At 65.1% G+C, this 14258-nt stretch carries 12 protein-coding genes; 4 read left to right on the top strand and 8 right to left on the bottom strand.

The features are described from left to right. Nucleotides 1-18: 18 nt before the first annotated feature. The 3 genes from FLM21_RS04110 to FLM21_RS04100 are packed head-to-tail and all read right to left on the bottom strand — an operon-like array spanning nucleotide 19 to nucleotide 4872. Complete coding sequence (locus tag FLM21_RS04110) at nucleotides 19-3114, bottom strand: efflux RND transporter permease subunit (protein WP_148714350.1); 3096 nt, start codon at nucleotides 3112-3114, stop codon at nucleotides 19-21. Beyond that, on the bottom strand, nucleotides 3111-4217 hold the full coding sequence (locus FLM21_RS04105) for an efflux RND transporter periplasmic adaptor subunit (protein WP_187360080.1): 1107 nt from the start codon (nucleotides 4215-4217) through the stop codon (nucleotides 3111-3113). The genes FLM21_RS04110 and FLM21_RS04105 overlap by 4 nt, the downstream gene beginning before the upstream one ends. Nucleotides 4218-4233: 16 nt before the next feature. Then, nucleotides 4234-4872, bottom strand: coding sequence for a TetR/AcrR family transcriptional regulator (locus FLM21_RS04100; RefSeq protein WP_187360079.1), 639 nt, complete (start codon nucleotides 4870-4872; stop codon nucleotides 4234-4236). A gap of 207 nt (nucleotides 4873-5079) precedes the next feature. Between FLM21_RS04100 and argB the strand changes: the two genes are divergently transcribed. The 4 genes from argB (at nucleotide 5080) to FLM21_RS04080 (ending at nucleotide 8089) form a co-directional block, all read left to right on the top strand. Further along, the gene (gene argB / locus FLM21_RS04095; protein ID WP_148714348.1) at nucleotides 5080-5961 is read left to right on the top strand and encodes an acetylglutamate kinase; all 882 of its coding nucleotides are present in this window, start codon (nucleotides 5080-5082) and stop codon (nucleotides 5959-5961) included. Nucleotides 5962-6074: 113 nt separating this feature from the next. Then, complete coding sequence (locus tag FLM21_RS04090) at nucleotides 6075-6875, top strand: response regulator (RefSeq protein WP_148714347.1); 801 nt, start codon at nucleotides 6075-6077, stop codon at nucleotides 6873-6875. Between the two features lie 84 nt (nucleotides 6876-6959). Continuing rightward, nucleotides 6960-7394 carry a CBS domain-containing protein gene (locus FLM21_RS04085; RefSeq protein WP_148714346.1) on the top strand — a complete coding sequence of 145 codons (435 nt, stop codon included), beginning with the start codon at nucleotides 6960-6962 and terminating at the stop codon, nucleotides 7392-7394. Nucleotides 7395-7441: 47 nt separating this feature from the next. Then, on the top strand, nucleotides 7442-8089 hold the full coding sequence (locus tag FLM21_RS04080; protein ID WP_148714345.1) for a pyrimidine 5'-nucleotidase: 648 nt from the start codon (nucleotides 7442-7444) through the stop codon (nucleotides 8087-8089). Between the two features lie 42 nt (nucleotides 8090-8131). On the opposite strand, the gene FLM21_RS04075 is transcribed toward FLM21_RS04080, so the two are convergent. The 5 genes from FLM21_RS04075 to FLM21_RS04055 are packed head-to-tail and all read right to left on the bottom strand — an operon-like array spanning nucleotide 8132 to nucleotide 14255. Continuing rightward, nucleotides 8132-10021 carry a potassium transporter Kup gene (locus tag FLM21_RS04075; protein ID WP_148714344.1) on the bottom strand — a complete coding sequence of 630 codons (1890 nt, stop codon included), beginning with the start codon at nucleotides 10019-10021 and terminating at the stop codon, nucleotides 8132-8134. Nucleotides 10022-10056: 35 nt separating this feature from the next. Further along, nucleotides 10057-10638, bottom strand: coding sequence for a 1,6-anhydro-N-acetylmuramyl-L-alanine amidase AmpD (ampD, locus tag FLM21_RS04070; protein ID WP_148714343.1), 582 nt, complete (start codon nucleotides 10636-10638; stop codon nucleotides 10057-10059). Next, the gene (locus FLM21_RS04065) at nucleotides 10625-11320 is read right to left on the bottom strand and encodes a YoaK family protein (protein ID WP_148714342.1); all 696 of its coding nucleotides are present in this window, start codon (nucleotides 11318-11320) and stop codon (nucleotides 10625-10627) included. The genes ampD and FLM21_RS04065 overlap by 14 nt, the downstream gene beginning before the upstream one ends. Nucleotides 11321-11326: 6 nt before the next feature. After that, entirely contained in the window at nucleotides 11327-12694 is a 1368-nt protein-coding gene (locus FLM21_RS04060; protein WP_148714341.1) for a sigma-54-dependent transcriptional regulator, read from the bottom strand. Continuing rightward, nucleotides 12678-14255 (bottom strand): two-component system sensor histidine kinase NtrB, encoded by a 1578-nt coding sequence (locus tag FLM21_RS04055; protein WP_148714340.1) that lies wholly within the window; start codon nucleotides 14253-14255, stop codon nucleotides 12678-12680. The genes FLM21_RS04060 and FLM21_RS04055 overlap by 17 nt, the downstream gene beginning before the upstream one ends. Nucleotides 14256-14258 lie beyond the last annotated feature (3 nt).

Here is a 14258-nt window from a genome sequence, read left to right as displayed (position 1 = left end):
TGCATTCCCCTGCATCATTTATTCGTTTGCCGTGGCCGGTGGTGCGATGCGCTGCCAGGCTGCATAGAGCGCCGGCAGGAACAGCAGCGTCAGCACCGTGGCCACCAGCAGGCCGCCCATGATGGCCACTGCCATCGGGCCCCAGAAAGTGTCGCGCGTGAGCGGGATCATCGCCAGGATGGCCGCTGCTGCGGTCAGCATGATGGGGCGGAACCGCCGTACCGCCGATTCCACCACCGCCGTCCACGGATCATGGCCCTGCGCGATGTCCTGCTTGATCTGGTCCATCAGGATCACCGAATTGCGGATGATCATACCCGATAGCGCGATCACGCCGAGTTGCGCCACGAAGCCGAACGGCGCGTTGAACAACAGCAATGTCATCGTCACCCCGATCAGGCCCAGCGGCGCGGTCAGCAATACCATCACCATCAGGCGCATGCTCTGCAGCTGGATCATCAGCAGCGTCATCACCACCAGCAGCATCAGCGGCATTACCGCGGCGATCGATTCCTGGCCGATCTTGGAAGCCTCCAGCGTGCCGCCGACTTCGATGTGATAGCCGGACGGAAGTTGCGCAGCGATCTCGTCCACTTTCGGTTGCAGCGCCATGGTAACGTCCGGGGCCTGCGCGCCGTTGACGTCGGCACGCACCGACAGTGTCTTCACCCGGTTGCGCCGCCAGATCAGGCTCTCCTCGGCCTCCAGTTTCACCTCACCCAGTTGCGACAGCGGCACGCTGCGGCCGTTGGCGAGCTTGACCGGCAGATCGCGGATCGCCGTCAGCGACGTGCGCTCCTCGGGGATGAGCCGGGCGATCACGTCGATCAGCTCGTTGTCCTCGCGATACTGCGTCGCCGTCACACCCGACACCGCCAGCTGCAGGTACTGCGCCAGTTGCTGCGTGGTCAACCCCAGTTCGCGCAGCTTGTCCTGGTCGGCATGCACGCGCAGCACCTTCACCTGTTCGCCCCAGTCGAAGTGCACATCGCGGGTATGCGAATTGGCGCGCATTGCCGTTGCCACCTGTTCGCCGATCTGGCGCAGCCTGGCAGGGTCTTCACCGACCACGCGGAACTGCAGCGGGTAGCCCACCGGCGGACCGTTCTCCAGCCGGGTGACCCGGCCGCGCACTTGGGCGTAGTCGCTGGCGAACAGCTGGTTGATGCGGGTGTAGACGTTCTCTCGCACCTTCTCGCCCTTCGTCATCACCATCAGCTGCGCGTAGTTCAGGTTGGGCTGCTGCTGGTCCAGCGGCAGGTAGAAGCGCGGCGAGCCGGTGCCGGTGTAGGTGGTGACGCTCTCGACATCCGGATCCTTCATCAGCGCCGCTTCCAGCTTCTTGGCCTCGCGCTCGGTCGCCTGATAGGACGCCGCGTACGGCAGCCACAGGTCGACCATCAACTCGGGCCGGCTCGATGCCGGGAAGAACTGCTTCTGCACCGCCGTGCCGAACAGCAGCATGGCCACCACGAAGGCCGCCACCGTGGCGGCGATGGTGGTCTTGCGCCAGGTGATGCACCAGGTGACCAGCGCGCGGAAGCGCCGGTAGAAGCGCCCCTGGTACACGTCGTGATCGTGCGCCTGCATCTTCTGCGGCAGCAGCTTGAAGCCGATGTAGGGCGTGAACACCACGGCAACGATCCACGACAGGATCAGCGCAATGCCGACCACGGCAAAGATGGAGAACGTGTATTCGCCGGCATTCGACTTGGCAAGGCCCACCGGCAGAAAGCCCGCCGCCGTGATCAGCGTGCCGGTCAGCATCGGCATGGCGGTGCTGGAATAGGCGAAGGTGGCTGCGCTGAAGCGATCCCAGCCCTGTTCCAGCTTGAGCGCCATCATCTCCACCGCGATGATCGCATCGTCGACCAGCAAGCCAAGCGCGATCACCAGCGCGCCGAGCGAGATGCGTTGCAGGTCGATGCCGGCAAGCAGCATGCCGAGGAAGGTGAGTGCCAGTACCAGCGGGATCGACAGTGCGACGACAATGCCGGTGCGCCAGCCCAGGCTGAGGAAACTCACCGCCAACACGATGATCACCGCCTCGGCCAGCGAGTGCATGAAGATGCTGACCGCGTTCTTCACCACTGCCGGCTGGTCCGATACCGCGTGGAATTCCACGCCGACCGGCAGGCTGGCGCGTACCTTGGCCAGTGTCTCGTCGAGCTGCCGGCCCATCGCCAGCACGTCGCCGCCCTTCTTCATCGATACGCCGAGCCCGATCGCCTCCTGCCCCTGGAAGCGCATCTTGCTCTCCGGCGGATCGATGGTGGCGCGGTGCACGGTGGCGATATCGCCCAGGCGGAAGCGCTTGCCCTGCACGTCGAGCACGGTATCGGCGATGCGCTGTACCGCATCGAAATTGCCGGTGACACGCACGAACACCCGCTCGTCGCGCCCTTCGACCACGCCGGCCGCCGACAGCGCATTGGTCGCGGCCAGCACTTGGTTGATCTGCGATGGCGCGATGCCGAGCGCGGCGAGCTTGGCTGCCGAGTATTCGACGTAGATCTTCTGATCCTGCACGCCAAAAAGCTCGACCTTGTTCACGTCCTGGATGCGCAGCAATTCCTGGCGCACGTCCTCGGCATAGGCCTTGACCTGCGGCATGGTGAAGCCGTCGCTGGTGAACGCGTAGAGATTGCCGTAGGTGTCACCGAATTCATCGTTGAAGAACGGTCCGGACACGCCCTGCGGCAAGCCGCCCTGGCGCTGCAGGTCGTTGACGCGCTTTCGCACTTGGTACCAGGCATCATCCACCTGATGGCCGCGTATCCACTCCTCCAGGCTGATGATGATCAGCGTCTCGCCGGCACGCGAGTAGCTACGGGTGAAATCGATGGCAGCGATGCCCTGCAGCGATTTCTCCAGCGGATCGGTGAGCTGGCGCTCGACCTCGCCAGCCGAAGCGCCGGGCCAGAATGCCCGCACCACCATGGCCTTGAAGGTGAATTCCGGGTCTTCTTTCTGCCCCAGCTTGGAATAGGCAAAGATGCCGGCCAGCGACAGCACCACGATCAGGTACAGCACCAGCGATTGGTGCTTCAGCGCCCAGGCCGACAGATTGCCGTGCGTGGCATGGGCAGCGGGGTGGGCATTCTGCTCGTTCATGCGCCGGCTCCCGCGTCGGCCAGCCGCTTCACCTGCTGGCCTTCGCGCAGCAAGTGCACACCAGCGGTCACGACGAGGTCACCCGGGCGCACCCCCTCGATCAGCGCCGCATCATCGACCAGTGCGGCCACCTTCACCGGCACGGCCTTCACCGTGCCGCTGCCGGCGTCGAAACGCCACACCTTCTGTGCACCGGTATTGCCGAACAGCGCCGTCAGCGGCACGCGGATACGGCCGTTGGCGGTCACGCTGCCAGCCTGTGCCAGCCGTACGCTGGCGCTCATGCCCAGCTGCACGTCGGCCACTGCCTCGTCGAACGCCACCCGCGCCGGGTAGGTCCGCGCGGCGGCATCGGCTGCCGGCGACAGCTCGCTGACGTGGCCCTTGATCTCCCGCCCCGGCAGCGCCCAGATACGGATCAGCACCGCATCGCCGACCTTGACTGCGCCGCGCAGCTGCTCAGGCACATCGAGCGCGATCTCGCGCACCCCATCGCGCGCCAGCTTGGCCACGCCCTGCCCAGCCGCGACCACCTGGCCCGGTTCGGCCAGCACCTCGGTGATCACGCCGTCGGCATCAGCCGTCAGCGTGGTGTAGCCCGCCTGGTTACGCGCCAGATCGCGCTGCGCTGCAGCCTGCCGGGCGGCCTCACGTGCGGCATCGAGCGCGGTCTTGCGATTGTCGACTTCGGCCTGGCTGACAAACTTCTGCGCAAACAGTTGTACCGAGCGGTCATGGTCCATCCTGGCCTGCGCCAGCCGCGCGTTGGCCGAGGCCAATTGGGCATCGGCGGCTGCGGCATTGAGCGAGGCATCCTGCGGATCGATCCGCGCAATCGCCTCACCGCGCCGGACCACGCTGCCGATGTCGACCCGCCGTTCGATGAGCTTGCCGCCGATGCGGAATGACAAAGGTGTTTCCACATGCGCACGCACAGTGCCGGCAAGCTCGGCGCCCGCCTGTGCGGCCGGGCCGCCCACCTGCATGACGCGTACCGGGCGCACGTCGGGCGCGGTCTTGGCTTCTTCCTTGCAGGCGGCGAGCGCGGCGCTCGCCACCAAGGCCAGCAGCCACAGCCGCCGGCGGGGAACTCGATGCTTCATCGAACAGGTCCTCGGATCATGGGGAATCGGTGGCGATGCCATGCAGCAGCGTGGCCAGCATGGCGTCGAGATAGCGTTGCGGTTCGAGCGGTTCGCCCTGGGTACACGGGGCAAAGGCGTGCTGCCAGATCATCAGCATCACGATGGGCGCGGGAATCAGGTGCAGCAGGCTGTCGATGTCGACCTGGCGGAATTCGCCGCGGGCGATGCCGTATTCGAGCACCCGCCGGAACAGCGCCTGCCCGGGCGCGATGAATTCGTCGTAATAGATCTGCGCGACTTCGGGGAAATTGCGCGCCTCGGCAATCATCAGCTTGGGCAGCGCCGAGAAACGCGTTGCACCCATGCGCTCCCACCACAGGCCGACGATCTTGCGCAGCTCGTCGGTGGCACTGCCCTCAAGCGGCGTCTGCGCAAGCTCGGCCATGCCCAGCTGCGGCAGCAGCAGTTCGCGCAGTACCGCCTTGAAGATCTCTTCCTTGTTGCTGAAGTAGAGGTAGGGAGTACCGCGGGTCACCCCGGCGCGGCTGGCAATGTCCTCGATCTTGGCGGCGGAGTAGCCCTTTTCGGTGAACACCTCCAGCGCCGCTTCGAGGATTTCCTGTGGCCGCGCTTCCTTGCGCCGGGACCAGCGTTTGCTCAGTGGGCAGATCATGGGCACGGCCTGAAATTAATAAATGAATGTTCATTTATTATTCTGGGCGTGGCCAGCTGTCGTCAATGACAGACACGGTCCGTGCCGTGTCAGGGAGACGAACGGCGGCGGTACAGATAAATCCGCCATCGTGCAGTTTCGTCACGCACAAGCCCGAATGGCGGCGGTACAATCCGCACCGTTTTCGCTGCCCGCCTAGGAGCCGACATGAGCGTCGCCATCACCCCGCAAGAAAAGGCCAACATCCTTTCGGAAGCCCTGCCCTACATCCAGCGCTTCTTCGACAAGACCATCGTGATCAAGTACGGCGGCAACGCCATGATCGACGAGGAGCTGAAGGAAGGCTTCGCCCAGGACGTGGTGCTGCTCAAGCTGGTGGGCATGAACCCGGTGGTGGTGCACGGCGGCGGCCCGCAGATCAACGATCTGCTCGATCGCATCGGCAAGAAGGGCGAGTTCATCCAGGGCATGCGCGTGACCGATGCCGAAACCATGGATGTGGTCGAGATGGTGCTGGGCGGCCATGTGAACAAGGAAATCGTGTCGATGATCAACAAGCACGGCGGCAAGGCCGTCGGCTTGACCGGCCAGGACGGCCACTTCATCCGCGCACGCAAGATGTTCCTCAAGGGCGCCAACGCCGATGAGCTGGTCGATATCGGCCAGGTCGGCGAGATCGAGAAAATCGATCCGTCCATCGTCGCCCATCTCGACGCCGCCGATTTCATCCCGGTGATCGCGCCGATCGGCGTCGACGCCAGTGGCGAAAGCTACAACATCAATGCCGATCTGGTCGCCGGCAAGCTCGCCGAAGTGCTGCACGCCGAGAAGCTGATCCTGATGACCAACACCCCGGGCGTGCTCGACAAGGACGGCAACCTGCTGACCAAACTGACTGCGCGCCGCATTGATGAGCTGTTTGCCGATGGCACCATCTCCGGCGGCATGCTGCCCAAGATCGCCTCGGCGCTCGATGCCGCCAAGAGTGGCGTCAACTCGGTGCACATCATCGATGGCCGCGTGAAGCACGCGCTGCTGCTGGAAGTGCTGACCGAGCAGGGCGTGGGCACCATGATCCGCGCCAAGTAAGCGGGACTTGCCCGAATACAGCACAGGCCACCGCGAGGTGGCCTTTTGCTTGACCGTCCGTCTTGACAAGCTTCGCCCACGGGCCAAAGCTCAAAGCTGACAAGGGGGCAGTCATGATCGAGCTCAAATACCTGAACCTGTGCCTGATCGAACCATCGGGCGTGCAGGCTCATTTCATCCAGCAGGAACTCGCCAAGCTCGGCGTCACCCGGGTCGAGCATGTCACCAGCGGACAGGCAGCGATGGAGCGCATCGTCGGCGGCCCACCGCTCGACGCACTGCTCTGCGCGCTCTACCTGCCGGACATGACCGGCACCGAGCTGGTTTACCAACTGCGCGAGGATGCCGAGCATGGCAACCTGCCCTTCATCCTGATCTCGTCCGAGACGCGCCCGCAGGTGCTCGACCCGATCCGCCAGGCCGGATCGCTCGCCATCCTGCCCAAGCCCTTCACCCATCAGCAGCTCGCATTCGCGCTCCACAACACGCTGTCCTTCCTCAATGCGGAAGTCGATCGCGACGCCTTTGCCGACCTGCACGTGGACGAACTCAAGGTGCTGCTGGTGGACGACAGCAGCACTGCGCGCCGCCATATCCGCGGCATCCTGGAAAAGCTCGGTTTCGAGCGCTTCACCGAGGCGATGAACGGTCGTGAGGCGATGGCAGCGCTCGACGAAGCGATGTTCGACCTCGTCATCACCGACTACAACATGCCCGAAGTCGATGGCCGCGAGCTGACCGAACACATCCGCAACCGCAGCGTTCAGAGCACCGTACCGGTGCTGATGGTGTCGTCCGAGCGTAACGAGGGCCGGCTCGCCGCGGTGCAGGAGGCCGGCGTCTCCGCGATCTGCGACAAGCCCTTCGATACCGACAGTGTGAAGGCCTTGCTGGTGCAGATGCTCGCCCACTGATCGCCGCCCGACGCAGCACGCAGCGCCTTGCGGATTGCCGGGGCGCGGCTAGATTGGAAGCATGTCCACCGCTCGAGGATCACCATGAAGAATGCCCGTCACCTCCTGGTCGAGAAGCAGTTGCACGAAACCATTTCCATCTCGCCCCAGGCCACCGTCTACCAGGCGCTGCAGTTGATGGCCGAGAAGAACATCGGCGCCGTGCTGGTGATGGAGGGCGACAAGCTGGTCGGCATCTTTTCCGAGCGCGATTACGCACGCAAAGTGGTGCTGATGGGCAAGACCTCCGCCGGCACCGCCGTTGCCGACATCATGACCCGGCGCCTGGTCTGTGTGCCACCGACCATGCTGGTCGACGAATGCCTCGCGCTGATGACCGAAAAACGCATCCGCCATTTGCCGGTGCTCGACGACGACAGCGTGCTGGGCGTGCTGTCGATCGGTGATCTGGTCCGGGAAAAAATCGCCGACCAGGAATACACGATCGAGCAGCTTTCGCATTACATTCACGGGCGTTGACCACCCGCACGCAGCTTGGGCCGGCCTGCGCCGGCCTTTTTCTTGCCATGCCTACCCGCACGCACACCTGGCTGTTCGATCTCGACGACACGCTGCACCACGCACACCGCCATGTCTTTCCCGTCATCGATGGGGAGATGACGCGCTGGATCGCCGACCGGCTGGCGGTGCCGGCCGAGGAAGCCGACTGGCTGCGCCGGCACTACTGGCAGCGCTACGGCGCCACGCTGCTCGGACTGATCCGCCATCATCCGGATATCGATCCCGACGCCTTTCTCACAGCCGTGCACCCGCTGCCGCGCTTGCTCGCGCCCACCCACCCCGCTGCCGGCCTCAAGCGCACGCTGGCACGGCTGCCCGGCCGCAAGGTGCTCTATACCAACGGGCCGACCTATTACGGCGAAGCCATGCTGGCAGCGCTCGGGATCTCGCGGCATTTCGTCCGGGTAATCGGCGTCGATGCGCTCGATCACCTGCCCAAGCCCTTCATCCGCAGCTATCGCCGGCTGTGTCGCCAGCTGCGGCTGCAGCCACGCCGCTGCATCATGGTCGAGGACAGCATCGCCAACCTGCGGACAGCCAAGCGGCTCGGCATGAAGACAGTCTGGCTACGTCGCCACCGGCGTGGCCATGCGGCGGCGGACGTGCTGCTGTCCGCGCTGCACCACCTGCCGCTGCGCCGCGCATGGCAATGAAAAACGGGCACCGCAGTGCCCGTTTTGCAGGATGGCCGGCCGTTACAGCTCGACCTGCGTCCCCATCTCCACCACCCGGTTCGGCGGGATCTTGAAGTAGCTGGTCGCGCGCGCGGCATTGCGGTTCATCAGTGCGAACAGCTTGCGCCGCCACAGCGCCATCTCCGGGTACTTGGCAGCGACGATGGTCTCGCGCGACAGGAAGAATGAGGTCTGCATCGGATCGAGGTCCAGGTCCGGCTGCAGTGCCGCCACCTGCTTGAGGATGACCGGCACGCTGGGCTCCTGCTTGAAACCGTAGGTGGCAACGATCTGGTAGAAGGTCTCGCCCAGCCGCTTGACCACCACCTGTTCGCGCGTCGGCACATAGGGCTCGTCGGTGATCGCCACCGTCATCAGCACCACCTGCTCGTGCAGCACCTTGTTGTGCTTCAGGTTGTGCAGCAGCGCGTGCGGCACCCGGTCCGCATCGCCGGTCATGAAGATGGCCGTGCCTTCCACCCGTTGCGGCGGGCTGGCCTCGATCATGTCGACGAAGCCTTCCAGCGGCAGCTCGCCCTGGTGCAGTCGCTCGTTCAGCAGTGCGCGGCCGCGCTTCCACGTCATCATCAGCGTGAAGGCGATCACGCCGACCAGCAGCGGGAACCAGCCGCCGTCGTGGATCTTCAGCGCGTTCGACGAGAACAGCATGATGTCGATCACCAGCATCACCGACAGCAGCGCAAAGATGCCGATCCGCGCCGGGCCGGAGAAGCGGCGGCCGAGCACGGTGAAGGCCAGCAGCGTGGTCATCACCATGGTGCAGGTAACCGCAAAGCCATACGCCGAAGCGAGATTGCCGGAAGAGCGGAACAGCAACACCAGGATGATCACCGAGATCAGCAGGAACCAGTTGATGCCCGGCATGTAGATCTGGCCGATTTCAGTGTCGGACGTGTGCTCGACATTCATCCGCGGCGCAAAGCCCAGCTGGATGGCCTGGCTCGTCATCGAATATGCACCGGAGATCACCGCCTGCGATGCGATCACCGTGGCGACAGTGGCCAACACCACCAGCGGCAGCAGGCCCCAGGACGGCGCCAGCAGGAAGAACGGGTTCTTGATGGCGGTCGGATCCTGCAACAGCAGTGCACCCTGGCCGAAATAGTTGAGCACCAGGGCCGGTAACACCAGGCCGAACCAGGCGCGACGGATGGCCGGGCGGCCGAAGTGGCCCATGTCGGCATAGAGCGCCTCGGCCCCGGTCAGCGCCAGCACCACGGCGCCCAGCAGCACGAAGGCCTGCCAGGCATGGTGGGAGATGAACTGGAATGCATAGATCGGGTTGATTGCCGCCAGCACGTAGGGATGCTGGATCACTTGCCACAGCCCGAGCAGGCCCAGCGTGGCGAACCACAGCACCATCACCGGGCCGAACAGCTTGCCGACGCTGGCGGTACCGCGTGCCTGCAGGATGAAGAGCGCAATCAGGATGGCAATGGTCGCCGGCACGATGTAGCTGTCGAAGCGATGCGAGATCACACCCACCCCTTCGAGCGCCGACAGCACCGAGATCGCCGGCGTGATGATGCTGTCGCCGTAGAACAGCGCCGCGCCGAAGATGCCGAGCGCGGTGAAGAACAGCGCCTTGCGGCTGTTGCCGCCCGCCTCGCGCAACGCCAGTGCCATCAGCGCCAGCACCCCCCCCTCGCCACGGTTGTCGGCCCGCAGGATCAGCACCACGTATTTGATCGACACCACCAGCACCAGCCCCCAGAACACCATGGAGAGCATGCCGAACACGTTCTCCTGAATGATGGGCAGCGGCACATGGCCGTTCAGGCATTCCTTGAGCGTATAGAGCGGGCTGGTGCCGATGTCGCCGTAGACGACGCCGAGCGCAGCCAGCGTCAGCGCGGCCTGGCCGGAAGGAGAATTCTGGGAGGGTTGCATGGAGTGGGCGTGGCGTGGATGCGAGGTTGCGCGGATTATAGCCGCGCCGTCGCAGACTCACCCGGATTTGCCGGCCGCAGTTGCGGCAATGCAGCATGTACCCGCGACCAATCGAAAAACGGCCCCGGATCGGTCTTGCGCCCCGGCGCGATTTCGCTGTGCCCGACGATGGCTTCGATCGGGTGCCGCTCAGCCAGCGTGACCAGCAGATCGAGCAGCCGTTGGTATTGCGCCGGCTCGAACGGTACGAAATCACTGCCCTCGAGCTCGATGCCCACCGAGAAATCGTTGCAGCGCTCGCGGCCGCACCATAGCGACGCCCCAGCGTGCCAGGCCCGTGCCGCGGTCGGCACGAACTGCACCAGCTCGCCGTCGCGACGGATCAGGAAGTGGGCGGACACGCGCAGCCGCGCCAGCTCGTCATAGCCCGGCGCCGCCGCTGGATCGATGCGGTTGGTGAACAGCTGCTCGATGTCATCGCCGCCGAACTGCCCCGGCGGCAGGCTGATGTTGTGCACCACCACCAGCCGGATCACCTCACCGGGCTGGCGCGCATCGCAATTGGGGCTGGCGACCTGACGGGCCGCGTCGCAATAGCCGAGTTCATCGATCCGCATGCTTGGGTTCCGTAGGGCTGTGCCGGTGTGAACACCAGCGGTACAGCCAATAGATGAGTGCCAGCGCCAGCGTGGTCGCAGCCGGCACGTACAGCGCGGCATAGTGCAGTGCGGCAAACAGCCAGGTACCACACACGGCGCCGAGAAAGAAGCCCGATACCACCACCAGACACAGGCTCAGCCGGCGCGGCTCGACCGGGCGGCCGCGCAGCCATAACCCAAGCGCCAGGCCCAGATCGGTCAGCATGCCGGTCACGTGCGTGGTCCGTACCACGGCACCGCTGTAGGTGGTGCCCATGCCGTTCTGCAACCCGCAGGCAAGCCCGGCCAGATAGCTGCCCCACACCAGCTCGCGCTCCAGCAATGGCACAGCCAGCACCAGCGTAATGGTCTCGAGGCCCAGCACCAGCCCGTAGCGCCGGCCCAGCTGCAACGCGCCATCGCCGATCACTAGGCCGCTCAACAACGCGCCACCGACGAACGATGCCAGCACGGCGAGCAGATGACCGCCAGCCGACCACTGCCCGTGCGCCAGTGCGGCACCGAGCAATGTCGTGGTGCCGGTCAGGTGGGTCACCGCCTGGTGCTCGAAGCTCAGATAGCCAACCACATTGACGAGGCCCGCCACCCAGGCCAGCACGAAACCGCCCAGCCAGACCCAGCGCGGCAAGCGGAACAGCATGGCGCGCTAGTCCTTGCCGGCCAGACTCAGCCGGTCCATCCGGTAGCGCAACGAGCGGAAGGTCACGCCCAAGAGTTTGGCAGCCTGGGTACGGTTGCCATTGGTCTTTTCCAGCGCGTCGAGGATGGCGTTGCGCTCTACCTTGTCGAGGTAATCCTGCAACGGGCCGCCCGCGCCGCCACCTTCTGCCTCGCCCTCGAAGGCCTGTGGCTGCAACTGCAGGTCTTCGGCGGTGATGCTCAACCCGTCGGAGAGCGCCAGCGCCCGCTCCAGCGTGTTCTCCAGCTCACGCACATTGCCGGGGAATGCATACTGGCGCAGCGCCCTCAGCGCATCGCTCGATACCTCCGGCATGGTCATGCCGTTCTGCTGCGCCAGGCGTGCCAGCACCTGCCGGGCGATCAGTACGATGTCGTCGCCCATCTCGCGTAGCGGCGGCATCTTGAGCTCGATCACGTTGAGCCGGTAATACAGATCCTGGCGAAACTTGCCGGCTTCCACACAGCGCGCCAGGTTCTGGTGGGTGGCGGAAATCAGCCGAACGTCGACCGAATCCTCTGCCGTGCTGCCCACCTTGCGTACCTTGCGCTCCTGGATCGCGCGCAGCAGCTTCACCTGCATCGCCAGCGGCAGGTCCGCCACTTCATCGAGGAACAGTGTGCCGCCGGTAGCGGCCTGAAAGAAGCCGTCTCTGTCCTGATCGGCCCCGGTGAAGGCGCCCTTTTTGTAGCCGAAGAACTCGCTTTCCATCAGGTTCTCGGGGATGGCGCCGCAGTTCACCGCCACGAAGGGCTGCTCGGCGCGGTTGCTGCGGGCGTGGATCAGCCGCGCCGCGCGCTCCTTGCCGCTGCCCGATTCCCCGGTGATGTAGACCGGCGCCTGGCTGCGCGCCAGCTTCTCCACCAGCTCCAGCACTTGGCGGATGGCCGCCGATTCGCCGAGCAGCGGCCGATCAGCGCTGGCCACCTCGACCGGCGCCGATTCGCCCGAGTCTTCCAGGCGCAGTGCCGATTTCACCAGCGTGCGCAGCTGTTCCAGCGACACCGGCTTGGCAAGGTAATCGAACGCACCGGCCTTGAGCGCTGCCACCGCGTTCTGCGTGCTGCCGTAGGCGGTGATCACGGCCACCGGCACATCGAGTCGCTTGTCCTGGATGTGCTGGACAATCTCCAGCCCCTCGCCATCCTGCATGCGCATGTCGGTCAGCACCAGGTCGTAGGCGGTGCGCGCCAGCATGCCGCGGGCCTCCGCCACGCCGCCAGCGGTGTCGACGTCCAGCCCCATCTTGATCAGCGTGAGTTCGAGCAGCTCGGCAAGATCGACCTCGTCGTCGACCACCAGCACACGGCGGGCATTTCTAGGTTTTCTCGCCATCTGTCACCTCGAAAACGATACGGAAGCACGCGCCCGACTCGACCGGCACGTATTCGAGCCAGGCCGAATTGGCGGCACAGATCTCGCGGGCAATATACAACCCGAGGCCGGTTCCTTTCGATTCCGTGGTGAAAAACGGTTCGAACAGTTGCGTCTGGGCATCGGCCGGCACCGGCGGGCCGTCGTTCTGCACGTCGAGCCGCCAGCGGCCTGCGTCGTCACGCTCGATCGCCAGGCGCAGGCTGCCCGGCCGCTTGCTGCAATAGCGCCAGCCATTGCGTACCAGATTCCACAGCACCTGCTGCAGATGCGCGGGATCGAACTTGATGCTGGCCTCGTCCGGGCAATGACAGGCGATCGGCACCGTGATGCCTTCGCTTTGCCGCACCTCATCGAGAAAGGTGCTCAGCCACGCGCCAAGCTCGATCTCGACCCGCTTGAGGCGATCACGGCGGTTGAGCTCCAGCACGTCGGCCACCATGCGTTCCAGCCGCGCCGCGTTGTCGTTGATGATGCGAGTGAGCTTGCGGCCCAGCGGATCGTCGCCGGCCTCCTCGGCCAGCAGCTGCGCCGCATGGGTGATGGCACTCAAAGGATTGCGGATCTCGTGCGCGAGGTTGGCGGTCAGCCGCCCGAGTGCGGCGAGCTTCAGTTGCTGCGATTCGCGACGCAACCGGTCCATGTCCTCGAGATAGATCAGCACGTCGCCACTGACGGTGAACGACGCCGGCACCAAGCGGGGCCGCAGCGTCTTGCGCGTGGCCATGGCGGTCACCAGGGCAGGCTTGGTATAGGGATCGTCACGCCAGCGGAACAGCACCGCGGCGAGCTCCGGTAGATAGTTGGCCAGCGCGACGTCGTCGTCGGCCCGCTCGCCGATCAGCCGCATCGCCTGCTCGTTCACCTGGCGAACGATACCGGACGCATCGACCACCAGCACGCCATCCGATACATCCTGCAGGATGCGCGCGTTGAGCTGGCCGAGGTTTTCCAGGTCGATGCCGCGCGCGTGCGCCAGCGCCTCGCTTTCTCGTGCATAGCGCGCCAGCCGGTGCGCCAGCCAAGCCACGGCAAAGCTGGCGACGCACAGCAGCACCACGTTGCCGTAATCATCGTCGCGCGCGCCGCCCAGGTAGATGCGCGAAGACAGTTCAACCAGCAGCGCAATGGTCGCAAGCGCGGCGTGGAACAGCGTCATGCGGCCACGGGCAATCAGGCCGGCTGCCGCGATGTAACACAGCAACAGGATGCCAAGGCCGCTGCGCAGCCCGCCAAACAGGTGCACCAGCGCCACGATGAAGGCGATGTCGGTCGCCGCGTGCAGCGTCAGCTGCAGATCGAAGCGCGGCAGGCGGAAGCGGATGCCAAAGAGGAACAGCAACGCCGCCAGCGTGTAACCGCTGCACAGCCACAGGAAGGCACGCCACGCGAGTTCGCTGTCAAAGGCACCTGGGGTATACCAGCCCACGCCCACCAGCAGCGCCACCACCGACAACAGCCGGAAGGTATTGAGCAGGCTGAGCGAGCGCCAGTAGACCTCGCTCACCATGGGCGCTCGCATGCC

Source organism: Chitinolyticbacter meiyuanensis, assembly GCF_008033135.1.
Classification (GTDB): domain Bacteria; phylum Pseudomonadota; class Gammaproteobacteria; order Burkholderiales; family Chitinibacteraceae; genus Chitinolyticbacter; species Chitinolyticbacter meiyuanensis.
Note: the sequence above shows the minus strand (reverse complement) of the source record. Positions and strands in the feature narration are given on the sequence as shown.